This window comes from Micromonospora sp. NPDC049801 (genome assembly GCF_040656575.1).
In the GTDB taxonomy this organism is placed as follows: domain Bacteria; phylum Actinomycetota; class Actinomycetes; order Mycobacteriales; family Micromonosporaceae; genus Micromonospora.
This window is the reverse complement of sequence record NZ_JBFAMS010000001.1, coordinates 630,681-656,533: the sequence shown is the minus strand read 5'-3', so window position 1 is coordinate 656,533 and position 25,853 is coordinate 630,681. Positions and strand designations below refer to the sequence as shown.

At 72.7% G+C, this 25,853-nt stretch carries 20 protein-coding genes; 11 read left to right on the top strand and 9 right to left on the bottom strand.

Going from position 1 to position 25,853, the window contains the following annotated elements; genetic code table 11:
- Window positions 1-43: 43 nt before the first annotated feature.
- The 7 genes from AB0I89_RS03125 (at window position 44) to AB0I89_RS03095 (ending at window position 6,146) form a co-directional block, all read left to right on the top strand.
- The gene (locus AB0I89_RS03125; protein ID WP_357119201.1) at window positions 44-895 is read left to right on the top strand and encodes a fumarylacetoacetate hydrolase family protein; all 852 of its coding nucleotides are present in this window, start codon (window positions 44-46) and stop codon (window positions 893-895) included.
- On the top strand, window positions 892-1,641 hold the full coding sequence (locus tag AB0I89_RS03120) for an SDR family oxidoreductase (RefSeq protein WP_357119198.1): 750 nt from the start codon (window positions 892-894) through the stop codon (window positions 1,639-1,641). Before AB0I89_RS03125 ends, AB0I89_RS03120 begins: the two co-directional genes overlap by 4 nt.
- 19 nt (window positions 1,642-1,660) lie before the next feature.
- Entirely contained in the window at window positions 1,661-2,416 is a 756-nt protein-coding gene (locus AB0I89_RS03115) for a (Fe-S)-binding protein (RefSeq protein WP_357119195.1), read from the top strand.
- Window positions 2,417-2,436: 20 nt separating this feature from the next.
- Window positions 2,437-3,858 (top strand): LutB/LldF family L-lactate oxidation iron-sulfur protein, encoded by a 1,422-nt coding sequence (locus AB0I89_RS03110; RefSeq protein ID WP_357119483.1) that lies wholly within the window; start codon window positions 2,437-2,439, stop codon window positions 3,856-3,858.
- Complete coding sequence (locus AB0I89_RS03105) at window positions 3,840-4,454, top strand: LUD domain-containing protein (protein WP_357119192.1); 615 nt, start codon at window positions 3,840-3,842, stop codon at window positions 4,452-4,454. Before AB0I89_RS03110 ends, AB0I89_RS03105 begins: the two co-directional genes overlap by 19 nt.
- 83 nt (window positions 4,455-4,537) lie before the next feature.
- Window positions 4,538-5,113, top strand: coding sequence for a TetR/AcrR family transcriptional regulator (locus tag AB0I89_RS03100; RefSeq protein WP_357119189.1), 576 nt, complete (start codon window positions 4,538-4,540; stop codon window positions 5,111-5,113).
- Window positions 5,114-5,162: 49 nt separating this feature from the next.
- Complete coding sequence (locus tag AB0I89_RS03095) at window positions 5,163-6,146, top strand: zinc-dependent alcohol dehydrogenase family protein (RefSeq protein WP_357119186.1); 984 nt, start codon at window positions 5,163-5,165, stop codon at window positions 6,144-6,146.
- 14 nt (window positions 6,147-6,160) lie between these two features.
- Here AB0I89_RS03095 and AB0I89_RS03090 read toward each other — a convergent pair whose 3' ends face one another.
- From AB0I89_RS03090 to AB0I89_RS03080, 3 genes are read right to left on the bottom strand one after another with little or no spacing between them, the layout of a single operon-like run.
- The gene (locus AB0I89_RS03090) at window positions 6,161-6,394 is read right to left on the bottom strand and encodes a GntR family transcriptional regulator (RefSeq protein ID WP_357119183.1); all 234 of its coding nucleotides are present in this window, start codon (window positions 6,392-6,394) and stop codon (window positions 6,161-6,163) included.
- A complete protein-coding gene (locus tag AB0I89_RS03085) occupies window positions 6,394-8,823 on the bottom strand; it encodes a DUF4132 domain-containing protein (RefSeq protein WP_357119180.1) in 2,430 nt (809 codons plus the stop codon). Before AB0I89_RS03085 ends, AB0I89_RS03090 begins: the two co-directional genes overlap by 1 nt.
- Window position 8,824: 1 nt before the next feature.
- Window positions 8,825-9,217, bottom strand: a complete 393-nt coding sequence (locus AB0I89_RS03080; RefSeq protein WP_357119177.1) for a hypothetical protein — start codon at window positions 9,215-9,217, stop codon at window positions 8,825-8,827.
- A gap of 124 nt (window positions 9,218-9,341) precedes the next feature.
- Here AB0I89_RS03080 and AB0I89_RS03075 point away from each other — a divergent pair, with 124 nt between their 5' ends.
- Together AB0I89_RS03075 and AB0I89_RS03070 are read left to right on the top strand one after the other, a co-directional pair.
- A complete protein-coding gene (locus AB0I89_RS03075) occupies window positions 9,342-11,132 on the top strand; it encodes an HSP90 family protein (protein WP_357119174.1) in 1,791 nt (596 codons plus the stop codon).
- Window positions 11,129-13,192: a hypothetical protein gene (locus tag AB0I89_RS03070; protein WP_357119171.1), complete on the top strand. Its 2,064-nt coding sequence runs from the start codon at window positions 11,129-11,131 to the stop codon at window positions 13,190-13,192. The genes AB0I89_RS03075 and AB0I89_RS03070 overlap by 4 nt, the downstream gene beginning before the upstream one ends.
- Here AB0I89_RS03070 and AB0I89_RS03065 read toward each other — a convergent pair.
- Window positions 13,153-14,082, bottom strand: coding sequence for an endonuclease/exonuclease/phosphatase family protein (locus AB0I89_RS03065; RefSeq protein ID WP_357119168.1), 930 nt, complete (start codon window positions 14,080-14,082; stop codon window positions 13,153-13,155). The genes AB0I89_RS03070 and AB0I89_RS03065 overlap by 40 nt on opposite strands.
- Window positions 14,083-14,165: 83 nt before the next feature.
- Between AB0I89_RS03065 and AB0I89_RS03060 the strand changes: the two genes are divergently transcribed.
- Window positions 14,166-14,495: an NIPSNAP family protein gene (locus tag AB0I89_RS03060; protein WP_357119165.1), complete on the top strand. Its 330-nt coding sequence runs from the start codon at window positions 14,166-14,168 to the stop codon at window positions 14,493-14,495.
- Window positions 14,496-14,540: 45 nt separating this feature from the next.
- Here the strand turns inward: AB0I89_RS03060 and AB0I89_RS03055 are convergent, their stop codons facing one another.
- The 3 genes from AB0I89_RS03055 to AB0I89_RS03045 all read right to left on the bottom strand — a co-directional run bounded on the left by AB0I89_RS03055 (window position 14,541) and on the right by AB0I89_RS03045 (window position 22,138).
- The gene (locus AB0I89_RS03055; protein ID WP_357119161.1) at window positions 14,541-15,734 is read right to left on the bottom strand and encodes an endo-1,4-beta-xylanase; all 1,194 of its coding nucleotides are present in this window, start codon (window positions 15,732-15,734) and stop codon (window positions 14,541-14,543) included.
- A gap of 302 nt (window positions 15,735-16,036) precedes the next feature.
- Window positions 16,037-21,499 carry a carboxyl transferase domain-containing protein gene (locus tag AB0I89_RS03050; RefSeq protein ID WP_357119158.1) on the bottom strand — a complete coding sequence of 1,821 codons (5,463 nt, stop codon included), beginning with the start codon at window positions 21,497-21,499 and terminating at the stop codon, window positions 16,037-16,039.
- A gap of 432 nt (window positions 21,500-21,931) precedes the next feature.
- Window positions 21,932-22,138 (bottom strand): hypothetical protein, encoded by a 207-nt coding sequence (locus tag AB0I89_RS03045; RefSeq protein WP_355052696.1) that lies wholly within the window; start codon window positions 22,136-22,138, stop codon window positions 21,932-21,934.
- A 230-nt stretch (window positions 22,139-22,368) separates the two neighbouring features.
- Between AB0I89_RS03045 and AB0I89_RS03040 the strand changes: the two genes are divergently transcribed.
- Window positions 22,369-23,196, top strand: a complete 828-nt coding sequence (locus AB0I89_RS03040; RefSeq protein WP_357119154.1) for a hypothetical protein — start codon at window positions 22,369-22,371, stop codon at window positions 23,194-23,196.
- A gap of 23 nt (window positions 23,197-23,219) precedes the next feature.
- Here AB0I89_RS03040 and AB0I89_RS03035 read toward each other — a convergent pair whose 3' ends face one another.
- Both AB0I89_RS03035 and AB0I89_RS03030 read right to left on the bottom strand, forming a co-directional pair.
- The gene (locus tag AB0I89_RS03035; RefSeq protein WP_357119151.1) at window positions 23,220-24,425 is read right to left on the bottom strand and encodes a low temperature requirement protein A; all 1,206 of its coding nucleotides are present in this window, start codon (window positions 24,423-24,425) and stop codon (window positions 23,220-23,222) included.
- Between the two features lie 210 nt (window positions 24,426-24,635).
- Window positions 24,636-25,688, bottom strand: a complete 1,053-nt coding sequence (locus AB0I89_RS03030) for a hypothetical protein (RefSeq protein WP_357119148.1) — start codon at window positions 25,686-25,688, stop codon at window positions 24,636-24,638.
- Between the last annotated feature and the right edge of the window lie 165 nt (window positions 25,689-25,853).

The following is a 25,853-nucleotide window of genomic DNA, read 5'->3' as shown; positions in this document are numbered from 1 at the left end:
TCCGCCACCCCCCGCGATTCAGCCGGACACAGAGGAGGGTGAGATGAACTTCCAGCGCCTCGGCCCGAGCGGCCAGGAGATCCCGGTCGTCCAGCACGACGGTACGGCCTTCGACCTGCGGCCACTCACCGCCGACCTGGACGGGGCGTTCTGGGCGTCGGACGGGATCGCCCGGACGCGCGGCGCGCTCGACCGGGGCGAGCTGACCGAGCTGCCCGGGGCCGCGTCGCTGCGGGTGGGCGCTCCGGTGGCGCGTCCAGCGAAGATCGTCTGCATCGGACTGAACTACCGCGACCACGCCGCGGAGACCGGCGCGGCGCTGCCCGCCGAGCCGGTGGTCTTCATGAAGGACCCGATGACCATCGTCGGGCCGTACGACGACGTGCTCGTTCCCCGTGGCTCGACCAAGACCGACTGGGAGGTCGAACTCGCGGTCGTCGTCGGGAAGACTATCCGGTACGCCGACTCTCCGGAGCAGGCGTTGCGGCACGTCGCCGGGTACGCGGTGTCGCACGACGTCTCCGAGCGCGCCTTCCAGTTGGAGCGCGGCGGCCAGTGGGACAAGGGCAAGAGCTGCGAGACCTTCAACCCGCTGGGGCCGGGTCTCGTGCCGGCCGACGAGGTCGAGGACCCGCAGTCGCTCGCGCTGCGTCTGTGGGTCAACGGCGTGCTCCGCCAGGACGGGTCCACCGCCAACATGATCTTCCCGGTGGCGCACGTGCTCTGGTACCTGAGCCAGTTCATGGTCCTGTACCCGGGCGACGTCATCAACACGGGAACGCCGGCCGGGGTGGCGCTGGGTCTTCCGGATCACCCGTACCTGCGCGCCGGTGACGTCGTGGAGCTGGAGGTCGCCGGCCTGGGCCGGGCACGCCAGACGCTGGTGGCGGCATGACCGCGGAGTTCGCCGGGCTGGCCGCGATCGTCACGGGCGGCTCGTCCGGCATCGGACGCGCCACCGCCGTGGAGTTGCGTGCTCGGGGCGCCCGGGTGGCGGTCCTCGACCTCGACCCGAGCGGGCTTGACGACGGCATCGCGGGCATCACCGCCGACGTGTCGAGCCGGCCATCGGTGGACGCGGCGGTCGCCGAGGCGGCCACCGTGCTCGGCGGCCTCGACGTGGTGGTCAACAACGCCGGCATCGGCGCGACCGGCACCGTCGCCGACCAGGGCGACGACGAGTGGCACCGGGTGCTCGACGTCAACGTGGTCGGCATGGCCCGGGTGGTCAGCGCCGCGCTGCCCTGGCTGCGCCGCTCGGAGCACGCGTCGGTCGTCAACATCTCGTCCATCGCGGCGCTCAACGGGCTGCCGGGCCGCGCGCTCTACTCGGCCAGCAAGGGCGCCGTGCTGTCGCTGACCCTCGCCATGGCCACCGACCATGTCCGCGAGGGCATCCGGTTCAACTGCGTCTGCCCCGGCACGGCCGACACGCCGTGGGTGGGACGACTGCTCGCGCAGGCGGGCGACCCGGCGGCCGAGCGCGCGGCGCTGCGGGCCCGCCAACCCATCGGACGGCTGGTCACCCCGGAGGAGGTCGCCAACGCGATCCTCTACCTCGCGTCACCCCGATCGGCGTCGACCACGGGTACGGTGTTGGACGTCGACGGTGGGGTCACCCACCTGCGGGTCCGACCGTGACGACGGGCGGGGGTGTGCCGTGCGGATCGCGCTCTTCGTGACCTGCCTGGCCGACACCATGTTCCCGCAGGCGGCCACGGCGACCGTACGGCTGCTGGAACGGCTCGGCCACGAGGTCGTCTTCCCGACCGAGCAGACCTGCTGCGGGCAGATGCACGTCAACACCGGCTACCGGCGCGAGGCCGTGCCGCTGGTGCGCCGCCACGTGCGTACCTTCGATCCGTACGACGTGATCGTCGCGCCGTCCGGCTCCTGCGTCGGGTCGGTCCGGCACCAGCACGCGATGGTGGCCCGGCAGGCGGGCGACGAGGGCCTGGCCGACCGGGCCGAGTCGGTGGCCGCGCGGACGTACGAGTTGTCGGAGCTGCTCGTGGACGTGCTCGGCGTGACCGACGTCGGCGCGTACTACCCGCACCGGGTCACCTACCACCCGACCTGCCACTCGCTGCGGATGCTGCGGGTGGGCGACCGGCCGCGACAGCTGCTGCGCGAGGTGCGCGGCCTCGACCTGGTCGAGTTGCCGGCGGCGGAGCAGTGCTGCGGCTTCGGTGGCACGTTCGCCGTGAAGAACCCGGAGACGTCCACGGCCATGCTGGCGGACAAGATGCGCCACGTGCTGGACACTGGCGCCGACGTGTGCGCCGCCGGTGACGTGTCCTGCCTCATGCACATCGGCGGTGGACTGTCCCGGCTGCGCACCGGGGTGCGTACCGTGCACCTCGCCGAGATCCTGGCGTCGACGGAGACCAGCGGCGCAGCGGCGGCCCGGTCGTGACCCGCCGCACGTTCCTCGGCATGCCGGCGACCGCGCCGCCCGGCGTGGGGCACCTGCGCGGCGACGAGTCGTTCCCGACCGCAGCGCGGCGCAGCCTGGCCGACCCGCAACTGCGGCGGAACCTGCGGCACGCGACGACGACGATCCGGACCAAGTCCGGGTCAGTGATCGCCGAGCAGGCCGACTGGGAGCAGTTGCGCGCGGCCGGCGCGGCCATCAAGACCGACACCCTGCACCGCCTTCCCGAGCTGCTGGAACAGCTCGAGACGAAGGTCGCGGCGGCCGGCGGTGTGGTGCACTGGGCGACGGACGCGATCGAGGCCAACCGCATCGTCACCGACCTCGTCCAGGCGGCCGGCGCGGACCGCGTCATCAAGGTCAAGTCGATGGCGACCCAGGAGATCGGCCTCAACGAGGCCCTGGAGGCGGCCGGGATCACCGCCGTCGAGACCGACCTCGCGGAGCTGATCGTGCAGCTCGGCGACGACCGGCCGAGCCACATCCTGGTACCCGCGATCCACCGCAACCGCGCCGAGATCCGTGAGATCTTCCTGCGCGAGATGCCCGGCGTCGACCCCGCGCTCACCGACGACCCGACCGCCCTGGCAGCCGCCGCGCGCCGGTTCCTGCGCCAGACCTTCCTGAGTACGCCGGTGGCGGTGTCCGGCGCGAACTTCGCCGTCGCCGAGACCGGCACCCTCGCCGTGGTGGAGTCCGAGGGCAACGGCCGGATGTGCCTCACCCTGCCGGAAACCCTCATCACCGTCATGGGCGTGGAGAAGGTGGTGCCCACCTGGCGCGATCTGGAGGTTTTCCTCCAACTCCTGCCGCGCGCGTCGACGGGGGAGCGGATGAACCCGTACACCTCGATGTGGACGGGCGTCACCCCCGGCGACGGGCCGCAGGCGTTTCACCTGGTCCTGCTGGACAACGGGCGCAGCGCGGTGCTCGCCGACGAGCTGGGTCGGCAGGCGCTGCGGTGCATCCGCTGCTCGGCGTGCCTCAACGTGTGCCCGGTGTACGAGCGCGCGGGCGGGCACGCGTACGGATCGGTGTATCCCGGGCCCATCGGGGCGGTGCTGTCTCCCCAGCTCACCGGCATCGAGGACAATGCTTCCCTGCCGTACGCGTCGACGCTCTGCGGCGCCTGCTACGACGCCTGCCCGGTGAAGATCAACATCCCGGAGTTGCTGGTGCACCTGCGCGCCGAGGCCGTCGAGGCGCGGCGGCGACCCACGGCCGAGTCGATCGCGATGGCCGCCGCCGCGTACACGATGGACCGACCCCGGTTGTACGCGGCCGGGCAGCGCGCGGCCCGGCTGAGCCGGCTCGCCGGTCGGCGGGGTCGGGGCCTGCCCCCGCCGCTGAACGGCTGGACCGCCAGCCGCGACCTGCCCGACCCGCCGGAGCAGACGTTCCGCGAATGGTGGGCCGATCGGTGACGTCCCGCGACCTCGTCCTCGGCCGGCTGCGTGCCGCGCTCGCCGGCAGTCCCGCCGATCCGGTGCCGGTGCCGCGCGACTACCGGCGGGCCGCCGACGCGGACCTCGACCAGTTGGCGCAGCGGCTGACCGACTACCGGGCCCACGTACACCGGATTCCCGAGGCCGCCGTCGCCGACACGATCGCCGACATTCTGCCGGCGGGCGGCACGGTCGTCGTACCCCCGGGTCTGGCCCCCGCCTGGCTGCCGGCGACGGTGACCGCGCTGCCCGACGACGGCCTCGACCACGCGCGGATCGGCGCGGCGGACGGGGTCGTCACCGCCGCTGCGGTCGCGATCGCCGAGACCGGGACGGTGGTCCTCGACGGCTCGCCCGACCAGGGACGCCGCGTGCTCAGCCTCCTGCCGGACCTGCACATCTGCGTGGTCCGCGCCGACCAGGTGGTGGCCACCGTTCCCGAGGCCCTGGCCCGGCTGACGCCGCAGCGCCCGCTGACCTGGATCAGCGGGCCGTCGGCGACAAGCGACATCGAGCTGATCCGCGTCGAGGGCGTGCACGGCCCGCGTCGCCTGCACGTCCTCCTGTTGCCCTGACCCACGACTGTCACGGTGTGTGACGGCACTCATGTGGGCTCCCTTAATCGAACGGACTAGTCTGTTCGATTAAGGGAGGGGCCATGGCTACGAAGATCAGGAAGACCACCACCGAGGAGCGGATCCTCAACACCGCCGCCGAGCTGTTCTACGCCCACGGACTGCGGGGTGTCGGCATCGAGCAGGTCATCGCCGAGAGCGGGGTGGCCAAGTCGACCCTGTACGTCCACTTCCGTACCAAGAACGACCTTGTGGCCGCCTACCTGCGCCGCACCGACGACTCGTGGATGGCGCAGTTGCAGCGGGCCGCCGAGCGCGCCGGCGCTCGGCCGGCGGACCAGCTCGTCGGTCTCTTCGACGCCCTCCTGGACGCGTTCGACCGACACGGCTTTTTCGGATGCCCCTTCGTCAGCGCTGCCGTGGAGGCATCGTTGGACTCGGAAGCCCGCGCCATCACCATCCGGCACACCGAGCGGCGCCAGACGTGGCTCACCGAGTTGACCAGGCAGGCCGGTGCGAGCGATCCGGCCGGCCTCGCCCGCCAGATCGGGCTCCTGATCGACGGCGCGTTGGCCTCGGGTCGCCTCCTGCAGGACCGGGTGGTCGTGCACGAGGCGAAGAACGCCGCCCGGTCGCTGGTCGCTCACCAGACGACATGACAAAGACCAACAATGTGCTCATCAGCAGTGGAAAGGGTGAGGTAGCGCCATGCGCGCGGTAGTGCTCAACGAGTTCGGCGGCCCGCTCGTCGTCGAGGAGGTCGACACGCCGGTCCCCGGCGCGGGGCAGGTGCTCGTCCGAGTCGCGGCCAGTGGCGTCAACCCCCTGGACGCCAAGATCCGGGAGGGGAAGGCGCCGCACGCCCGGAACCATCCGCCCGTCGTCCTCGGCCTGGACCTGGCCGGGGTCGTGGCGGAGGTCGGGCCGGGTGTCGTCGGCTTCGCCGAGGGTGACGAGGTGTACGGCCTCACCGGCGGAGTCGGTGATGTTCAGGGGTCGCTCGCCGAGTACGCGGCCGTCGACGCCCGGCTGCTGGCCCGCACCGCGAAGGCGTGGAGCCTGCGCGAGGCGGCGGCGTTGCCGCTGGCCGTCATCACCAGTTGGGAGGCGCTGGTGCACCGGGCGCAGGTGCGCGCCGGCCAGCGGGTCCTGGTGCACGGTGGCGCGGGTGGCGTCGGACAGGCCGCCATCCAGATCGCCCGCGCCCGGGGCGCGGAGGTCTTCGCCACCGGTTCACCCCGGAACCTGGAGACCATCGCACGGCTCGGCGCGACGCCGATCGACTACAACGCCACCGAGGTCGCGGACTACGTGGCCGCGCACACCGGCGGCGAGGGCTTCGACGTCGTCTTCGACACCGTCGGCGGCGCCACCCTGGACAAGTCCTTCACCGCCGTGCGCACCTACACCGGCCGCGTGGTGAGCGCGCTCGGTTGGGGTACGCACAGCCTCGCGCCGCTGTCGTTCCGGGGTGCCAGCTACTCCGGCGTCTTCACCCTGCTGCCACTGCTGACCGGTCAGGGGCGCGACGCGCACGGCGAGATCCTGCGCGAGGCCAGCGCCCTCGGCGACGCGGGCGCGCTGCGGCCGATCGTCGACCCCCGACGGTTCACGCTGGACACCGTCGCGGACGCCCACGCTCTCGTGGAAGCCGGCGCCAGCACCGGCAAGATCGTCATCGACGTGCCCTGAGCAGGCGGGGCCTGTTAATCGGATTGCTCCGCTTCAGCCACGTAGAGACCCTTACCGGGATGTCCCTCGACCAACCCGCGATCCTTCAGGATCGTCGTGACCCGGTTGATCGTGGAGATGTGCACGCCGTGCTGTCCGGCCAGTTCCCGCGTGGACGGTAGCTTCTCGCCCGGCGCAAGCTTGCCGGACTTGATCCTTCCTGCTATCTCGTTCGCTATGCGCCGGTAGTCCACTCGCTCGGTCGGCATCAACCGCTCACCGTGGGTCGGAGTTGGCTCAGGACGGTGGGGTCGGTGATGCGGTCGTCGGCGGCCAGCATGATCGCCTTGGACAGGATCGTGGCGAGCATGGGGTCGTCGTCGAACGGCAGGTGCAGGCGACCGGTCTGGGTGCGCGCGGCGACGATGCAGAGGTACCTGTCGTCGGGCTCCATCATGATGTTGCCCGACCCGAGGTGGATGCGGTAAGCGAGCAGGTTGCCCCGCACCCGCAGGTACCGCTCCGTGAGGTCCACCCGGTCCGCGATGGCCATCCGGGGCAGCAGCCGGGCGAGCGCGTCCCGACGTACCTGCGCGGACGGAGTCAGCTCGGCCACCGCTGTCCGGTGCCAGTAGGCGGAGAAGCGGTCCTCACCACGGTCGGCCCACTGCGGGTCGGTGGCGATCGAGGTGACGCCGACGAACAGGTCCACGTCGCGCATGGCCTCGGTGAACACCAGCGGTGGCACGTCGATGATCCGCGCGGGTTGCCACGTCTTGCCGTCGTGCCGGGCGAAGCGCACCTGGTCGGTCGAGCAGTACTCGACGTCGTGGCGGCGCTCGTGCGGGTCGTCGACGAGCGCGTGGTGGAAGGACGCTTGCCACGCGCCGCCGCCGAAGACCTTGGTGGCCTCGCTGTCGTACCCGCCGTCCCAGGTGCCCAGGTAGCCCGCCTGCCAGCCGCGGGCGCGCAGCAGGGCGTTGGCCTGCCGGTAGCGCAGGATGTGCGCGGCGAAGCGGTTGGAGTAGGTCTCCGTCTTCTCCTCCGCCGGCGTGCGCAGGTAGACCTCGCGGAACGCCTGTTTGAACGGCTGCGTCAGGCCGGCGGCGACGAGGTGCGCGCGCCAGGCCAGCACCTCGGCCGTGTCCGCGCGGGCCGGATGCCACAACCGGACCGATCCCTGGGCGAGGGCGTGGCCGTCCCGATCGACGATCGCCCACCCGTCGCCGTTGCGCCGGGGCAGACCGGCCGTCCAGCGCCGGCCGTCGGCGCTGGTCTCCCACAGCAGACGCCGCCCGTAGGTCGCGGTCACCGGGTGGTCGAGCAAGCGCGACGACCAGTCGGGGTACGACCAGACGCGCTCCTCGGACAGCAGCCCCTCGACCCGCTGACGTTCGCTGACCAGCGTCGCGCCGATCCGCTTGACCAGGCCCCGCAGCTCGGCGAGGTCGTCCTCGTGGGACTGCTTCACCTGCGCCGGAACGCCCTTCAGGTCGACCCCGTCGCGGGCGAAGACCAGGCGCGGCCGTTCGCCCACGATCTCGACCGTCGCCTCGTACGGGCCGACCGTCCTGCGCAGCCGCCCGTCCGGTCCGAGTCCGTGGCCGTCGACGGCCAGTTCCATGACCTCGCTGAGCGACCAGCCACGCCGGGCCCCGAGCTGGGTCAGCGCGCTCTGGACCCGGCTCCGTACGGCCTTGTTGCGGACCGTCACCGCGAGGCGGGCCAGCGTGCGCAGCGGCACGTCACCGTCCCGGTCGGCCAGCAGCCGTACCGCCGCGATGGCGGTCCGCGAGGCGTACGGGAATCCGGCGGCCTGGCGTGGCGCGGACGCCGCGCTCGTGGTGGCCCGGGCCAGCAGCTCCGTCGACCGCTCGTCGCGCTCGCGGGACAGCGCCCAGACCAGCCCGCGCAGGAGGCGGTCCGTGTCGTCGTGCACGCTCCGCCCGTGGGCGGCGAACGCCTCGAGGAGCCGGCGGACGACCTGCCGGCCGCCGTGCGCGGCCACGAGCAGTTCGTCGAGGCGACGCAGCCACTTCGCGGTCGCCGCCGGTTTCTCCAACGCGGCGCAGTGCTCCAGCAGCTCCGGCACGCCGGGTGCGGCGAGGTCGGCGTCCAGGTCGGCGCGGACGGCGGGCCCGAAGCTGTCCCCGTGGTGCAGCAGCCACGCCGGCAGGCGGCTGCCGGTGGCGCGGTCGATGGCCTGGCCGAGCAGCGTGACGGTACGCCGTCGGGTCGCCGCCGTGACGAAGTAGTCGTCGAGCAGTTCGCTGTTCAGGGCGGACAGCGCCGGCACCAGGTCGGCCAGCTCGGCGGCCGTCAGGCGCGGCGCGATCAGGGCGGGTAGTTCCAGGTCGGTGCCGTCGTCGACGCCGCCTCGGCGAGCGACCACGTCCAGGCACCACAGCAGGTCCGCCCGCGTGAAGGGGACATCCTCGGTGGCGAGATCGGGCATCACCCCGCTCATCCCGGACGCCGACTCCCGGTGCAGGGCCAGGGCAGCGCGGCGGCGCTCCCCGGCCGACCACGACTCCACCGTGGACCACTCGGGCACGTTCGTCACCGAGGATCCCCAGTAGTAGGTGCTGGCGATGCGCAGCACCGCGCGGATCCGTTCGTCGGCCTCGGCGAGACCGGTCTCCACCTGCCGCCGGTCCGCCTCGCTCAGGTGGGGGAGCAGTGCCGTCCAGTCACCCATGTCAGCCGCCCACCAGCGCGACGAGCCGGACGAACGCCACGTCGAGGTCGGATCGCAGGTCGATCTCCTCGTCGAGGTCGTCGACCTGGTGGTCGCCGACCAGCAGCAGGAAACCGTTGTGCGAGAACGCGGCACAGGCCCGGTCCGCCTGCGCCTCCCAGTCGAGTCGCCGGCCCGGGGCGACCCGGTAGCCGTTCAGCGTGGCCTCCGTGTCGGTCGGCTGCACCAGGCCCCGGAAGTGCCGCGGCCGCGCGGCGTTGAACCGCGCCACCTCCTCGCGGACCCGCAGCCGGACCAACTCCCGCGCGGAGATGCGCTCCGGCAGGCCCGTCAACGGCCAACTGTCGACGGCTCTGCCGGTCGCCGTCTCGTCCCGAACCATCACCGTGACCATGCGTTGCGCTCCTCGCCCTGAAGGTGAGCGGCAGCATGGCACGACCGTCCGACGAAAACGCGCCCCCCAGCGCGTCGGGCCAGCCGCTAGGGTGCAGCCGATCGGATCACGGGAGAGGGCGGTTGTGAGCTACACCTTCCACGTCGACCTGCGCGGCATCGTCGACCTGCTCAGTCACCACCTGTACGCCAGCCCACGCGTCTACGTCCGCGAGCTGATGCAGAACGCCGTCGACGCGATCACCGCCCGTCGGGCGGGCGAGCCCGGCGCGCCGGGCTCGATCCGGATCTACCCACCGGAGTCCACCGGGGACGGCACGCTGCGCGTCGAGGACACCGGCGTCGGTCTGACCGAGGCGCAGGTGCACGAACTGCTCGCCACGATCGGCCGCAGCTCCAAGCGGGACGAGCTGGGATTCGCCCGACACGAGTTCCTCGGCCAGTTCGGCATCGGGCTGCTCTCCTGCTTCCTGGTCGCCGACGAGATCCGGGTGTCCACCCGTGCGGCCGACTCGCCGACCGTCGAGTGGATCGGCTACGGCAACGGGCGCTACGAGCTGCACATCGCCCCGGCCGAGCGGGAACGCCCCGCGCAGGGCACCACGGTGACCCTGGTGCCCCGGCGCGGCGCCGAGCACTGGCTGCGCAGGGACACCGTCGTCGAGATCGCCGCGCTGTACGGGTCACTGCTGCCGATCGACGTCCACGTCGACCACGAGGCCATCACCACCGGCCTCGCCCCCTGGGAGAACGACCCGGCCGAGCCGGCGGCGGCACGGCGGGAGCGTCTCGACGCGTACGCCCAGGAGGTCTTCGGTTTTCCGCCCTTCGACGTGATCGACCTGGCGGTGCCCGCGGCGGGCCTGCGCGGGGTGGCGTTCGTGCTGCCCATGCCGGCCAACCCGACGTCGCGGGTGGCCCACCGGGTCTACCTCAAACAGATGCTCCTCTCCGAGGACATCGAACGGCTGCTGCCGGAGTGGGCCTTCTTCGTCCGGTGCGTGGTCGACACCACCGAGTTGCGCCCGACCGCGAGTCGGGAGGCGCTCTACGAGGACGCGCTGCTCGACGAGGTCCGCGACGCGCTGGGCGACACCCTGCGCGGCTGGATGACCCGGCTCGGACGCACCGACCCGCGTCGCCTCCAGGCCTTCCTGCGGGTGCACCACCTGGGCGTCAAGGCCCTGGCGGTGCACGACGACGAGATGCTGCGCCTGGTCGAGCAGTGGTGGCCGTTCGAGACGAACATGGGCCCACTGACGCTCGCCGAGTTCCGGGATCGGCACGGCGTGGTGCGGTACACGCCGTCGGTGGACGAGTTCCGGCAGCTCGCCGCGGTCGCCGCCGCCCAGGGGATCGCCGTGGTCAACGCGGGCTACGTGTACGACGCCGAGTTGCTGCGTCGGCTGCCCGACGTGGACAGCGGCGTCGTCACCGAGATCCTCACGGCGAGTGACCTGGCGACCCGGCTGGAACCGCTCGACCCGGACGTCGAGCTGGCCGTGCGGCCCTTCCTCGTCCTGGCGCAGCGGACCCTCGACCGGCTCGGCGTGCAGGTGCTGGTGCGTGCCTTCGAACCGGCCAGCATGCCGGCGCTGCACCTGCTCGACGGCGACACCGCCCTGGCGGTGGACCTGCGTCAGGGGCAGGAGCAGGCCGACGAACTGTGGTCGTCGATCCTCGGCACCTTCACGCAGGGCCGCGACGAGCGACCGCAGCTCGTGTTCAACTACCGCAACCCCCTCGTCCGGCAGGCCATCGCCGCCGGCGACGACGAGCTGACGACGCTGGCGATCGAGGGCCTGTACGTGCAGGCGCTGCTGCTGGGCCACCAGCCGCTGCGGCCCGCCGACACGGCCGCGTTGAACCAGTCGTTCCTCGGTCTGCTCGCCCGCGCCATGGAGGGAACCCGATGACCACCTCCGAGCAGGAGCTGCGGGACCGCCTGGCGCAGGCGTACGCGCTGCCACGTGGTCCGGCCCGCTTCGCCGCGCTGGACGCGGTCTTCCGGCACGCGGACGCGGCCGGCGACGTGCCGTTCGCCTTCTCGGCCCGGATGAACGCCATCAGCGACTTCCACCACGGCGGCGACCCGACCCGGGCGTTCCTCGCCTTCTCCTGGTGCCTGGCGACGGCCGACCGGCAGCCCGAGGTGGTCGAGGCCTACCACACCCGCACGTTGCTGTGGGACTTCAAGTGGATCGTCTGGGCGCTGCCCCAGTTCCCGGACATCCCGCTGGAGCGCACCAGGGCGGTGCTTGACGACATGCAGCGCCGCTACCGGCTCGCCGGGCACAGCCTGCACGCGGTCCACCAGCACCGCTGGCTCGTGGCGCACCACGTGGGGGACATGGATGCCGCCCAGGAGGCGTACGACCGGATGGTCACCGCCAAGCGCGACTCGATGTCGGACTGCCAGGCGTGTGTTCCGTCGGGGCAGGTCCGGCACCTCACGTCGCTCGGCAGGTTCGACGAGGCCATCACCATCGGGGAGCCGTACAAGCGCGGCGGCTGCACCGAACAGCCACAGTGGATGCTCAGCGAGCTGCTCACGCCGTACCTGCGGACGGGCCGTTACGACGAGGCCGTCGAGGCCCACCGGGACGGCTACCGCCGCATCCGCGACGACCGTCACCACCTCGACAACCTCGCCCAGCACGTGCTGTTCTGCGGGCTGACCGGCAACGAGGCGCGGGGCCTGGAGCTGGTGGAGCGGCACCTGAGCTGGCTGGAGCGCCCCTCGTCGCCGTACGCGGCGATGGAGTTCGCCGCGTCCGCCGCGCTGGTGCTCGGCCGGCTGCGCGCGGCGGGCCACGCCGACCTGGTGGTGTCCCGCCGCTCGGACGACGGCACCCGCCGCTGGGAGGCGACGGTCGCCGAGGTCCACGACGAGGTGGCCGCGCAGGCCCGCGCGATCGCCGCCCGGTTCGACGTCCGGAACGGCAACCGGCACCAGAGCGAGCGGGTCGAGGCGCGGATGGCGGCGACGCCGGTGGCGCGGCACGTGCCGCTCACCGTCCTCGCCGGGCGGGTCACCACGTCCGAGCGGGCAGCCGACCCGGCGCTGGCCGCGCTCGTCGAACGGGTCGCCGCGCTCACCGCGGCCGGCGACCAGGCCGGCGCCGCGCGGACCCGGCTCGACGTGGCGCACACCCTGCGCAACGCGGGCCGGCAGGAGGACGCGATCGAGGCCGCCGAGGAGGCGGTCCGCAGCCTCGACCGGGTCGGTCTGCGCGACGACGCGCTGCGCTGCCGCCACCTGCTGTGGGAGCTGTACCGCCGGGGCTACCACCACCGCGATGCCGCGCGGGTGGTGCTGGCCGAGCTGATCCGGGCCGGGGAGCTGCCCGACGGGCTGCCGCCGCTGGCGGCTGTCCTGGAGGACGCCGCCGACCTGCTCCACGGTACGGAGGGGTTCACGCACCTGGTCACGGCCGCCGACCGGCACCGGGCCAACGGTGACGCCGACGCCGAGCTGCGGGTGCTGCGCAAGGCGCTGGGCCGGCTCGCCAACCGGCCGCCGGACGACGTCGCCTGGGCGGTGCTGGCGCGCGTCGACGCCCTCGGCGCGGCAGCGCGGCCCACCTCCGCCGAGCTGTCGGGCCGGGACCAGGTGGCCGCCGCGCAGTTGCTGGACCGCGCCGGCCGTACCGGCGAGGCGCTCGACCGGCTCGACAGGGCCGTCACCCTGTTCGACGGCGACGAGCTGGCGGACGGTCGTCGCTCGGCCCGGCTGCACCGGGCGCGGTTGCGGTTGCGCCTCGGCGAGCCGGCCCGCGCCGAGGCGGAGGCCCGGGAGGTGCTGGCCGAGGACCCCGACGAGTACGGCTACGAGGCCACCGCGGTGCTGACCCTCGCGCTGCGGGCGCAGGGTCGCGCCGACGAGGCCGAGAAGACGCTGGCCGCGCAGGACATGGACGAGGAGGACCTCGACTACTACGAGCAGGACCTCGAACCGGACGACGACGAGGACTGACGGGCCGGGCGGGCGCAGCCGACGACGAGGGTGGCCAACAGGGCGGGGTGGTCGGTCGCCCCGTCCAGGTCCACCGACCGGGCGCAGCACATGCTGATGTCGTCGCTGGCCACGATGTGCTGCACCGCCCCGTCACCGACGCGGGGATGACCGGGCGGCACGCAGGACCCGACGTCGCCGGGGCGCAGGTTGAAATCGCCGCTCAGCACCGTTGGGGCGTACCCGGCGCTGCGGGCGATGGCGGGCAGGATCCCGTCGATCAGGTGGCCGCACTGGGTGAGCGCGACGCTGCGGCTGGTGGCCGCCAGGTGGGTGGTGCAGGCGTTGAACCCGCCCTCGACGTGCACGCACAGCCAGGGTCGTTCCTCGGGGTCGGCGAGGTCCTGCGCCGGGTGGATCCCACCGTGCACCGTGTACCGGCTGACCGTCGTCGGCAGTCGGGCCAGCAGACCGATGCCGTACGCCCGGCCGTTGCGGCACCGGGTGTCGGCGCCGCTGGGCCGGTCGCCGGCAGCCTGGAAGGCGGACGTGACTCTCGCGCGGCCGTGGACCGTCGCGAACACCGCCTCCAGCGTGGGCACGTCGTCCTGGCAGATCTCGTTGAGGGTGACCAGATCGGGCCGCTCGGTCCTGATCAGTTCGGCGGCCCTGGGCACCGCCCGGCCGGTGTAGCAGGCGGCGCGACCGCTGTCGCACAGGTTCATCTGCGCCACCCACAGGGTCGTGGGCCCGGGGGAGGCGGGGACGGGCCGGGCCGGCACAGCGGCGACGACGACGAGACAGCCGACGGCGAGGGCCCGGCGAATCGCGCGGAACGGGCCGTTCGCGCGCCGACCAGGGACGGTCGTGCCCCGGCGGCGGTCGGTGTCGCCGGGCGGATCGTCGGACATGCGGACTCCGGCAGCAGGGCGGCACTCTTCGCCGAGGTGTCCGCGATCCTACTGCCGGCCGCCCGGAGCTCTATGGTGGACCGATGATCACCTGCGTCGTGCACTACACCATCGACCCCGCGCAGATCGAGGCGTTCGAACGGTTCGCCCGCGCGTGGATGCGGCTCGTGGCCCGGCACGGCGGCGTGCACCACGGCTACTTTCTGCCCGCCGAGGGCGCCAGCGACCGGGCCGAGGCGTTGTTCAGCTTCGACAGCCTCGCGGCGTACGAGCGGTACCGCGCACGGTTCGGCCAGGACCCGGAGTTCGTCGCGGCCGAGGCGATCCGTGACGAGTCGGGTTGCGTGGTGCGCTACGAGCGGACGTTCATGCGTCCGCTCCTGCCCGATGACGACATGACGGTGGCCCGCTGACACGGGCCGTGCGGGGAGGGTGGACCCCGCACGACCCGTGCCGGTTCAGCGGTGCGGCCGGGGCGCGACGCGCGGCAGGACGTACGGCGGGCCGGCGAAGATCAGATCCGACTTCAGCTCCTGGTACGCCCGTTTGGGCTGGTAGTTCTCGTCGTAGATGGTGGCCAGGCCCTCGGGCGGGTCGTTGAACCAGTCCGGCACCCACGAGTACTTGTCGCTGAAACCCCAGACGGTGTACGACAGGCAGTCGCGCACGGCGAGGCACGCCTTCATCAGCACGCTGAAGTTGGCGGCCGACGCCTGCAACCGGGGATTGATCTCCTCGGAGTTGCCGGCCCGGACGCCCTCGGTCAGCTGGCTCCGGACGTCGACCTCGGTGAACGCGGTGGCCAGGCCGAGCGCGGAGAAGCGCTTCAGGGCGGCGGTCACCTGCAGGGTGTCGAAGTTGCCGTACTGGGTGCCCAGGTGGCCCTGCGAGCCGACGCCGTCGATCGGGACGCCCTTGGCGCGCAGGCCCTTGGCCATGTCGTAGACGAACTGCGTCTTGTCGTCGGCCGGGTTGCCCGAGCCGAACGCCTCGATGTTGTAGTCGTTGTAGAACAGCAGCGCCTTCGGGTCGGCGGCGCGGGCCCAGCGGAACGCGTCGGCGATGTAGTCCGGGCCCAGGTTCTGCGCCCAGAAACCCTTGTAGTGCAGCGTCGACGGGGTGTCCCAGGGGTCGCTGACCGCCTCGTTGACGACGTCCCACTGCCAGATCTTGCCCTTGAAGTGGTCGACGACGGTGGTGATGTGCTTGCGCAGCAGCTCGCGCAGCTCCTGCTTGCTGATGGTGCCGTCGGCGACGCCGCTGGTGAGCCAGGCGGGCAGTTGGTTGTGCCAGACCAGCACGTGGCCCCGGACGCTCTGGTGGTTGCGCTGGGCGAACTGGATGAGCTGGTCGGCGGCCGTCCAGTCGTAGGTGCCCCGGGTGGGCTCCAGGCTCTCCCACTTCATCGCGTTCTCGGCGGTGACCGAGGAGAACTCCGCGGCGGCGAGCTGGCGGTAGCGCGGGTCGTTGGCGTCGTTGAGGGCCTCTGCGTTGACCGCGGTGCCGATCTTCAGGCCGTGGCGCTGGCCGAGGGCCGCGAGCGTCTGGCTGGTCGGGTCGTACGGCCGGCTCGCGGTGGCCGGAACCGCGTTCAACGCCGCAGCGGTCGCGACGGCGACGACGCCGGCGCTGATCCACCGTCTTGGCTTCATCTGCCTGCCTCTCGATAATGATCGACAAGTGTCGATCTTTGAAGGAAGGGTGCGGCCCGGGATGAAAGGGCGCGGGGGAGTGGCTTCGAAGGACCGGAAACTCGTTCGAAACATTATGGCCGTCGATGGGCCCCGTCAACTCTGAAAACTTCCGGAAAACAGTCGGGTGAGCTGCGCGACTGTGGATAGTCATCGGATGAAAGTTTCGCCGCTGCGCCGAGCGGCAGGGCGTCAACGACAGCGGGGACGGCACCGACCCGGATGGGTCGGCGCCGTCCCCGCTCAGCAGGCCCGGCGGCGGATCAAGCGTTCAGCCGCGCCTCGATCGCCTCGATGACGCGCGGACGCAGCTCCGCGGCGCGGATGACGGCGTCCACCGAGCCGACCTCGACGGCCCGTTGGATGTTGTGCACCCGGTCGAACTCGGTAGCCACCTCGCCGAGCTTCTCCGCCCGCACCGAGGACCGCAGCTCGTCGAGCTCGGCCGTCAACGCGGCGCGCTCGGTGCCGGACGCGGCGGCGACACGGGCCTCCAGGGCGCGTACCCGCTCGTCGGCGGCCGTCCGGGCGTTGACGTCGGCGGAGAACACCACCGCGGCGGCGGGAGCGCCACCGAGCACCGAGGCGAACGACCCTTCCAACGCGAGCACCGTCATGCTCGGGTTCAGCGCCTTCGAGAACACCACGAACGCGCCGCCGTGGTACCGCGAGATCACGCAGAACACGATCGGGCCCTGGAAGTTGACGATCGCCCGGCCGATCTCCGCGCCGTACTCCAGTTGCAGCTTGCGCATCGACTCGGGCGAGCCGTCGAAGCCCGACAGGTTGGCCAGCACGACCAGCGGCCGGTTGCCGCTGGCCGCGTTGATGGCCCGCGCGGCCTTCTTCGACGAGCGGGGGAAGAGCGTGCCCGCCGTGTAGGTGTCCGGGCCGTCGGTGGGCGGGAACCCCCGACGCGGCACCGACCGGGACTCGATACCGAGCAGGCACACCGGGATGCCGCCCAGGTGGGCGTCCTGCACGACCGCCGTGTCGGCGTCGGCCATGCCCGCCCACCGCTCCAGCACCGGGCGGTCCTGGTCGGCGATGGCCCGCAGCACCGTCCGGATGTCGAACGGCTTCTTGCGGTCCGGGTTGGCCTCGGCGGAGAAGATCTCGCCGACGGTACGGAACGGGCTGCCCGCCACGTCGTGCGGGAACTCCGAGATGTCCCGGTCCACCGGGTCGGTGGTGGTCGCGCGACGCGGGGCGTCCTCGCCGGGCGCGACGTACGTGTGGTCGTAGTGGGCCATCAGCACGTCCCGCGCGGCGGTCAGGTTCGGCGCCCAGTACTGCGCCTGCCCGTTCGGACCCATCACCCGGTCGTACCCGCCGATGCCGAAGTTGTCCTCGGCGGAGACGCCGCCGGAGAAGTCCAACGACTGCTTGCCGGTGAGCACCATCGCCGAGTCCGGGGTCATCACCAGGACACCCTTGGTGTGCATGAGCATCGTGGCCTCGGCGTTCCAGTACGGCTGCGCGCCCACGTTGATGCCCGCGACCACGATGTTGATCTCACCGCCGGCCTGGGTGAACTCGACGATGCGCTTGAGCGCCGCCGCCACCCAGTCCATGTTCTCGGTACCCGAGGTCATCGAGATCCTGGCCCCGGCCGACAGCGCCCACCACTCCAGCGGCACCCGCATCCGCTCCGCCAGGTCCAGGGCGGCGATCACCCGCCGGCACTCCGGCTCGGACAGCGCGCCCAACGACTTCGTCGGGTCGCCGAGCAGCACGACCCGGGTCACGCCCTGCGGGTGTCGCTCGGTGGGCGCGGTGACGACACCGGCGACGATCGCGGCGCGGTTGCGCCCCTTGGGCCGGTCCACCGGGACCAGCGCGTACGCGTCGTCGAGGTCGTGCTCGACGAACTCACCGAGCCGACCGGTCAGCTCGTACGGGTACACCGTGTTGCGGCTGCTGGCCCGCAGCACCTTCAGTCGGTACTCGTCGAGCGGCTCGACGGGCTCGGCCGGCGGCTCGCCGACGGTCAGCTCCGCGCCGCCCTGGGCGTCGAACGAGATCCGTACGGCGATCTTGGTCAGCTCGCCGGTGCGGCGGTCGCGCTGACGCGCGATGAACAGGATCTCCTCCAGGCCGGCGCCCACCGTCGTCGGGCGCACCCGCCCGGCGATCATCTCCATCTCCTCGCGGGTCAGCTCGCTCGGCGGCCACACGTAGACGACGATCCGGTTGGTGGTGAAGCGCGTCTTCGACGGCCGGCGCGACTGGGCCCGGCGGATCGAGTCGAGGCAGGCCGCCACCGCGTCCTCGGCGGTGGGCAGCGCCACCAGCCGGCCGTCCTGCTCGCGCAGCTCGGTCAGGTCACGTACCTGGGCGAACGCCACCAGGCGCTCGTCGGCCGGGTTCTCCCGCGCCACGCACTGGAAGAGGTAAACCTCCTCGTCCGACGACGGCAGCCGGGTCAGGTCGAACTTGTGCAGCCGCTCCAACTGCATCCGCTGCGCGATGTACGGGTGCAGACCGCGGATCAGCCGGTCCTCGACCATCCCGGCGTCCGACGGGCGGAAGGTGAAGTGGTGGTGCATGACCGCCCCGCCGCGACCCGCGACGGTGGCGGTGAGCCGACGGACCCGCGCCGGCAACGGATGGGCGGCGAGCACGTCGCGCAGCGCGGCTGCCATCGCGTCGAAGTCCTCCGGCTGGTTCTCCCAGCCGAGGTAGATGTCGGCGTCGACGGAATCCTCGGCGCCGGCCAGCTCGGCGAGCCCGCGCAGCGCGTCGCCCAGCCCGTCGAAGCGGACGGCCGCGGAGACCACGGTGGAGTCCGCGCGCTCGGCGACCACGAAGGAGCAGTCGGCGACCTCGCGGGTCCGCACCCGGTTGAGCGCCTTGTTGCCGTAGTAGCGGCGGGTGAGCACCTCCAGCATGACCGTGTTGTCGAGGTGGTGCCGCACGAGGCGCTGGCCCAGCAGTCGGACCAGTGGCTCGGTGCTGCGGACCATCTCGGCGACGCGCTCGGCGCGGTCGGGCGAATCCGGGTGGGCGTCCAGGTGTCGCAGGTGGGCCCGCACCTGCGCGTAGACGCGGGCGCGGTTGCGGCGCAGCAGCGGCTGCGCGAACCAGGCGAACACCACGCCCCGGGCCAGGTCGGCGATCACGGGGAAGCGGACCTGCGTCGCGGCCACCAGCCGCTCCAACGCCAGACCGGCGGGCTCGCGCAGCGACTCGTCCGGCGGCGTCTCGCGCAGCCACTCCCGCAGCAGCGACGCCACGACGGTGGCGTCGACGGACGCGCGCTGCTGGGCCAGGAAGATCCGGAACACGGCGGCTTCCAGGCCGGGGGAGCGCTCCAGGTCGGTCACGCCGTAGTGGCTGAGCGCCTTGGCGAGCTTGGCCTGGAAGGCGTCCGGCAGACCGGCCCGCTCCACGTCGAGGCTCTGCAGGTAGGTGTGCAGGTACTCCCGGTCGCTGCGCGCGTGCGCGCCGCCGTCCTCGCCGGTCGGCCGGTTGCGGCTCAGCTCGGCCAGGTCGGCGAACGCGTCGACGAGGTCCAGCTCGGCGGCCAGCGGCCGGTGCCCGTCCTCGGCCGCCAACCGGCGTACGACGAGATAGTCGTCGAGCACCCGCCGGTCGTCGTGCGGGTCGACGTCGAAGCCGAGCAGCAGGCCGCGCAGGTCCTCCTGACCGCGCCGGCTGCGCTCGTACGCCGACAGGCCGGCGTCGGCGGCGGGCAGGTCCAGCTCGACGGTGGGGCCGCTCGGGGCGGCCACGGTGTCGGCGGCCTCGTCGGCGACCGGCTCCAGCCGCAGCAGCGGCGCACCGGCCTCCACCTGGCTGCCCACCGAGACGGCGCACTCCTTGAGTCGGGCCCGGAACGGCGCGCGCAGCACCGTCTCCATCTTCATGGCCTCCAGCACCAGCACCGGCGCGCCCGCCTCGACCTCGGCGCCCACCTCCAGCGGGGTGGCGACGACGAGCGCGGGCATGGGGGAGCGCAGGACGCCGCCCTCGTCCCGGCTGACCCGGTGCGTCACGCCGTCCACCTCGACGAGGTGGGTCGGGCCGTGCGTGCCGGTGAGCAGCCGGTACCGGATGCCGTTGACGGCGATCTGGCCGGTGTGCCGGTCGAAGCGGTCCAGCTCGACGTCGGCCGTGCGGACGTCGCCGCCCGCCTCGATGCCGACACGGAACCGGTGCGCGCCGATCCGGGCCACCCGCAGCCGGTAGGTGACGCCGCGCAGCTTGAGGTCCAGCGGTCGGCCGCTGGCGTGCTGCACCTGCGGACGCCCACCGGCGGCGGTCGACAGGAGCCGCTGCCGCTCGGCGTGCTCCTCCTCCTCGTACGACTCGATCGCGGCGGCGGCCAGGGCGACCGCGGAGTGCCGGTGCGTGACGAGCCGGCCCTCGCCCCGGACCCGGTCGATCCAGCCGGTGTCGGCGCTGGCGTCGATGACCTCCGGCTGGTCGAGCAGGTCGAGCACGAAGCTCTTGTTCGTCGCGCCACCGTCGATGATGACGGTGGTGTCGGCCATCGCCCGCCGTAGCTTGCCCAGCGCCTCGTCCCGGTTCCGCCCGTACGCGATGATCTTCGCGATCATCGAGTCGAAGTCGGCCGGGATGGTGTCGCCCTCGCTGACGCCGGTGTCCACCCGGATGCCCGGCCCGGCGGGCAGGTCGAGCCGCGCGATCCGCCCCGGCGACGGCGCGAAGTCACGGTCGGGGTCCTCGGCATTGAGTCGGGCCTCGATGGCGTGCCCGCGCTCCACCGGCGGGTCACCCACGAGCCGGCCGCCCGACGCGACGTGCAGCTGCGCCTTGACCAGGTCGAATCCGGTGGTCAGCTCGGTGATCGGGTGCTCGACCTGCAGGCGGGTGTTGACCTCCAGGAACGCGAACAGCCGGTCGCCGGGGTGGTAGAGGAACTCGACGGTCGCCGCGCCCCGGTAGCCGACCGCCACGGCGAGCCGCTCCGCCGACGTCTTCAGCTCGGCGGCCTGCGCCTTGTCGAGCACCGGCGAGGCCGACTCCTCGATGACCTTCTGGTTGCGCCGCTGCACCGAGCAGTCCCGCACGCCCAGCGCCCACGCGGTGCCCTGACCGTCGGCGATCACCTGGACCTCGACGTGCCGGGCACCGGTGACCAGGCGCTCCAGGAACACGATGCCGCTGCCGAACGCCCGCGCCGCCTCCTGGCTGGTGCGCTCGTACGCGTCGGCGAGTTCGGCGTCGCTGGTGACCACGCGGATGCCGCGCCCGCCGCCGCCGGCCGTCGCCTTGAGCATCAGCGGGTAGCCGATCTCGGCCGCTGCCGCCGTCGCGGCCTCCAGGCTCTCGACGGCGCCGCGGCTCCACGGCGCGACCGGCACGCCGACCTGCTCGGCGATCAGCTTTGCGCCGATCTTGTCGCCGAGCTGGCGCATGGCCTCCGGGCTCGGTCCGACGAAGGTGATCCCGATCTTCTCGCACAGCTCGGCGAAGGCGGGATCCTCGGCGACGAAGCCCCAGCCGACCCACGCGGCGTCGGCGCCGGTCTCGGTCAGGGCGCGCTCGAGCGTCGCGAGATTCAGGTACGGGCGCGCCGACGCGGGCCCGAGGTCGTAGGCGATGTCGGCCTCGCGCACGAAGGTGGCCGTGCGGTCGACGTCGGTGTGGAGGGCGACCGTCTCGATCCGGCTGCCCGTCTCCGCGGCCAGCTCCCGGACCGCGTGGATGAGCCGCATGGCGGCCTCACCACGGTTGACGATGGCGACGCGGTTGAACACCCGACTGACCCCTTTGGTAGACCATCTGTACGTGCCGAGACACGACGGCTCCCGGCAGTGATCACTTTTCCGGCTCGGAGCGGACGGCGCCATGGTGCAACGGCCGAACCAACCGCCGCTGAGTTGTAGAGACCCCACAAAACTTTTTGGCTGTCAGCGGCCAGGTGCCGGATAGATGTCCCCTCTTCGCGATGAACGCCCCGACATCACCTTTCGGCTTCTTCGCCCCATTGCGCCCGCCCTGGGCACCGCCCTCACCATCACCCGACCGCCGACCGCCGACCGCCGACCGCCGACCGCCGACCGCCGACCGCCGACCGCCGACCGCCGACCGCCGACCGCCGACCGCCGACCGCCGACCGCCCGCCCGACCCTGGGACGGAAAACGGCCCGCGCCCTACGCGGGCGCGGGCCGGGCGAACCGCCTTCGTCCTACTTGGACGGCTCGGGCAGCTTGCAGTCGATCTTGGGATTGGCCCCGATGTAGTTCAACGGTCCGGCCACGATCGTGACCAGGATCGTGCCCGCCTCGGCGCAGTTGGTGTCGTCGCCGCTGTAGTAGCCCCGCTGGCCGGCGGCGACCGCGCCGATCACCAGCCAGATAACGACGATGACTCCGAGTATCGAGGTGCCGCGCATCGCTGCCTCCTGAAGGAATGTGGTGGAGCTGAGGTGCACGCGTTGTACCCAATCGGGTCGCGCCGCTAACGGTGGACGCGTCGTACCCCCGCCGCATCGTCCGTCCGGCCGATGCCGGCATCGGCCGCCCGCACGAGGTCTCCGCGCGCGGCTATCGGATCGCCGACCGACCCGGCCGCCGCGCGGGGCATCGGACGTAGAACTGCCTCACGGCCCGCCGAGGAGGACCCATGGACGTCCCGACACCATCGCTCTACGTCGACCGCCCCCACGACGTCGCGGTCGCTGCCCGCGCGCTCGCCGGAGGCGCGGTCGTCGCGGTGGCGTTCGCCAACGTCTACGCCCTCGTCGCCCGCCCGGACCCGGCCACCGTCCGTCGGGTGAACCTGGCCAAGGGTCGGGCCGTCGACCAGGTCGGCAGCATCACCACCGCGATCGGACGTATCCCGGGGATGTTCGACTGGTCCCGTATCTCGCCCCGGTTGCCGGTCGGCCGGGTGCGGGCCCTGATGGACGCCCTCTACGGTGCCGGGCCGTTCGGCTTCCGGGGTCCGGCCGCCGACCGGTTGCCCGACCACCTCACCCAGGTCGACTGCGGACTGCGGACCGCCCAGGTCATCGCTCCCGGCCTCACCTGTCCGTCCAACACGTTCTTCGAGCGGGCGCTCGCCGAGACCGGCACCGACCACCTCTACATCACGTCGGCGAACCGGTCCCGGCACCACACCGGCGCCGTCGACGAGCCGGCCCACTGGAAGGCCGGCGCGCTCGCGGCCGACTTCGCTCACCTGCGCGACCTGGTGGTGCTCGCCCACCCGGACGAGGCGGTGGCCCGCGCTGCCTACCCGGGCTACCTCACCACCTCGGTGACCCTGCTCTCCTTCCACGCGCCGGTCGGCGAGCTGGAGGAGCCGCCGGTGCTGACCGTGGACCGGCACGGCTCGCTGCACGTGGACGACGTCCGCCGGGCCGCCGTGCCGCTGGGCCTCCAGGTGCGCCTCGGCAACACCGCCGGGCAGCGGCTACAGGCCCGGGGGTACGCGGGCGCGCTGGTGTGACCGCCCGCCGGCCGGCGGCTGGTTCAGTGCGGCGGTGCGGGGGGCTCCGGCGGTTTGCCGTGGCTGCGGAGGTGGTCCGCGTAGGCGACCCCGGCCAGCACCAGCAGCGCGCCGAACGAGGCGGCCAGCGGTGGCAGGTACATCACCACGGGCGCGATCGTGAGCAACGCGAGGAGCCCACCGGGGCGGGACGGCGACACCCGACTGAACACCTCGTACTCGAACGAGGACCGGCCGACCAGGAACAGCGCCGGGCCGCCGAGGATCACCGCCACCCAGGCCGGCGGCGTACGTCCCGGGTGGTCGTGCAGCACCAGGTCGAACCCGGCGGCCGTGGTCACCACTCCGGCGATCATCAGCAGGTGGGTGTACGGGGCGGTGAACAGGAACTTGGCCGGCGCGCCGGACATCTTGATGGCCGTCGGCAGCAGCTGGCCGGACTTGTGGACGTAGATCCGCCAGAGCAGCAGCGTGGTCCCGAACGCCACCGCGAACGAGGCGATGTTCTGGGCCTCGGTGTGCGCCAGGTTGAACATGGTGCCGATGGTCAGGATGGCGTCGCCGAGCGCGATGATGAAGAACTGCTGGTACCGCTCGGACAGGTGCTCGGCCGTGACGTTGCGCTGCGGCTCCGGCACCACCCCCAGCCCCGGCACCGGGTACGCGAGCCGGAAGCCGGTGTAGTCGATGGCCAGCGCGATGGCCCAGCACGCCAGCCGGGCGTCACCGGCGACGAACGCGCCGATGATCCAGGGGATCGCCGACACGACGAACCAGGTGAAGATGCGCAACGCCCGGCGCTGGGTCTGTGGTTGGCGACGCACGGCCGGCATCAGGAACAGCCCGCGCCCCAGGTGGATGGCCACGTACGTGCCGGCGAAGACGATGCCGCGCGCGTTGAACGCCTCGGGGATCGCGGTGGTCATCAGCAGCGCGCCGAACATGACCGAGGCGATCAGCAGCTTGATCTCGGTCCGTTCCGGGTCGTACAGGTCGGTGACGAGGGTGGTGATCGCCCACGTCCACCAGACGGCGGCCAGCAGGATCAACGCCTGTCCGGCGCGGTGCCAGTCGAGCTGGTCGACCATGCCGCGTGAGATGAGCGCGAGCGCGACCACGAACACCAGGTCGAAGAAGAGTTCGAGCAGAGTCACCCGGCGGGGGGAATCCGGGTCGCGTACCGGTGGTCGCGTCCTGCCAGGCCCGGGCTCCGGCGCGGAGAACTGCACGCTCGCTCCTGCGGTGCCGGTCGACGTGGCGGACCGTCCGGCCCACCCCGACCGACGCTAGCCAGCGGCCCACCCCGCCACCTCGGGATTCGTCCCACCGTCCCCCGACCGGGCGGTTGGTCGACCCGCGTCCCGGCCTCCGTCGGGCGCGCTCGGAACGAGCGAACCCCCGGACGTCCGCGCGGACGTCCGGGGGTTCACGGTGGTGCGTCAGCCCTGGTCGCCGCCGGGCAGGACGGCGCTCGCCGCGTCGCCGGCGCCGGCCAGCACCCGAGCCTGCTGGGGCCAGGTGGCCAGCGCGGGCGCGGCGCGCAGGCCGGCGGTCCGGATCAGGTCGCGCAGCGCCGGCTCGTCCAGCTCGCCGAGCTGGCGGTAGGTGCGCACGCCGGCCGCCTGCAACGCGGCCGCCATCTTCGGCCCCACACCCTGGATCCGACGGAAGTCGTCCGCCGGGCCCGTCGGGTCGGTGTCCGCCGGGCCCGTCGGGTCGGTGTCCGCCGTGGCCGCCGGGATCGGCGGGGCGTCCGTCGCGCGGACCGGCGGCGTGGCCCGCGCCGGCTCGGCCTCGTCGACGTCCACCGCCGGCAGACCGGCCGCGACCGCCGGGGTCGTGTCGGCCGGCGTCGTCCCGGTGTACGCGCTCTCGGCGGGAACGGCCTCGGCCTGCTCGTCCGGCGCGGCCGGGACGGTCTCGGCCGGGGTGGCGTCGATCGGCTCGGCCGGGGTGGCGTCGGCCGGGGTGGTGTCGATCGGCTCGGCCGGCGTGGTGTCGACCGGCGTGGCGTCGATCGGCTCGTCGGACGGAGTGTCGGTGCGGTCGTCCAGCGGCTGGCGCGGGGCGACCACCGTCGCCGGGGCGGGCTGCTCGTCGACCGTGCCCGGCTCGTCGACCGCGTCGGTCCGGTCATCGGCCGGAACGGTCGGCGGGGCTTCGGTGAGGGCCATGTCGCCGGGGTCGACGGCGTCCGGCGCGGAATCGTCCGACGTGGTCACGGTGGCCGGCGCGCTGACCGTGTCGACCGGGGCCGGCTCGTCGGCGACCGCCGCGGGCGGGGAGTCGATGCTCGCCGCCGGCCGGGCCTCGTCGGTCATGGCCGGTGGCTCCGGGCTGGTGACCACGGCCAGACCGGCGACGGGATCGCCGTCCACGATGGGCCGTGCGGCGGCCCCCGCGCCCTGCCGGCCGCGCAGCAACCATCCGGCGGCCAGGCCCAGCAACCCCGCCACGACCACTATCAGCGAGTGTCCGATAGACCACTCCACGGCGAACCTCCCTCTCACCTCGTCGAGAAAGTCACGAGAAAAACTCGCCGCAGCTTCGCACACGCGATCGGACGACGACAGACAGGACCGGTCGTACGGCGCGCGCCGACGCCCACCACCTCGCGGGGTGCCCGACGGGTGACGCAGCGTCGCGCCCACCAGCGC